1 protein-coding gene is annotated in these 1,388 nt (G+C 37.1%); it reads right to left on the bottom strand.

Features of this window, described 5'->3' with window-relative positions:
- On the bottom strand, window positions 1–1,188 hold a 1,188-nt coding region (locus PX482_RS25325), incomplete at its 3' end, for an RNA-guided endonuclease InsQ/TnpB family protein (RefSeq protein ID WP_043999640.1).
- Window positions 1,189–1,388: the final 200 nt, after the last annotated feature.

Genomic DNA, 1,388 nt, shown 5'->3' with positions numbered 1-1,388 from the left:
GGATTCTTGATTCACAGAAACCCGCTTTTGGGTACAAGTACCAACGAGTCTTACAGTTTCTCCCCAAGCTTGAAATTCCGACTGTCCATCGGTATTTGTTGACAGTATTCTCATACCTTCTTCCCTTAAATTCTTGGCTGCGTTTTCATCTCTATCGTGATGACTCTCACATTCTGGACAAATCCATTCACGAATACTGAGAGTCAACAAATCATTTTTAAATCCACAGCAAGAACAGAGTTTTGTACTCGGATAAAACCTGTCAACTTCTACAAGTTTTCCTCCCTCTCTTTCTAGCTTGTAATCCAAGAAATTAAGCAACATCCCAAAACCAGCGTCATGTATTGACTTGGCTAATTTAGTCCTTGCTAACCCTTTAATACTAAGATTCTCGGCTACAACGATTTGGTTTTCATCGCACAACTTTCTGGAGAGTTTATGAAGAAAATCTTGTCTAGTATTGGCTATCTTTTCGTGAACCTTGGCTACCTCCTTAATGGCTTTTTGGCGATTATTAGACCCCTTGGCTTTACGAGACAATGCTTGTTGTCTCCGCTTTAAACGTTTAGCATATTTTCTGGTAGGTTTGATTGGGTCAATCTTGTAGGTTGTTTCACCATCAAAAACCGTAACTAAAGAAGATAAACCTAGGTCTATCCCTGATATTTTTAGTTTTTCAATGGTTGTTGAGTCATCCATCTCAAACAAGATGGCAGCAAAATATTTATCTGTACTGGTTTTAGAAACAGTTACCGACTTAATCTGGCCATTTATTACTTGAGAAATCTTAGCTTTTACCACCCCTAATTTAGGTAGCTTAATTCCATTATTTCTTATTGAACAACTTTCAGGATAACGGATTGATTGTTTTTTGTGCTTACTTTTAAACTTAGGGAATTTTGTTCTTGTTGAGAAGAAGTTCTTAAAAGCAGATTCTAAGTTTTTCAATGATTGCTGCAAGGTGGCGGCAGTAGCCTCAGCTAACCATTCAAAATTAGGTTGTTTCTTGAGTTGGGTAAGGTCTTTTGCCATATCACAGTAGGTCATTCCTTTACCCGTCTCTAGGTACTGATTGTTAGTTTTATTTAAGTAGTAATTCCAAACGAAACGAACGCAACCAAAGTTTTTAGCTAAGGCTAGTTCTTGTTCTTTGTTTGGGTATATTCTCACTTTTAAAACATTTAACATCAGCCTGAACCCATCTGTGCTATCTTTTGAGTATAACACTTACCGCTTAAATATGTCAAGCTTATACATACCTTGAGAATCAAGCCTTTCCCAATAAGTAAACGCTGTCGCGTTAGTTTAGATTCTGGTCGCAATTCATCGTTACGTTAATTTCTGGTATATTTTTAATTAAGGAGAAATTTAACGGGAGTCCTCTTGCT

Origin of the sequence: Microcystis sp. M53602_WE12, assembly GCF_030065455.1 — a bacterium.
Lineage (GTDB): Bacteria > Cyanobacteriota > Cyanobacteriia > Cyanobacteriales > Microcystaceae > Microcystis > Microcystis aeruginosa.
Note: the sequence above shows the minus strand (reverse complement) of the source record. Positions and strands in the feature narration are given on the sequence as shown.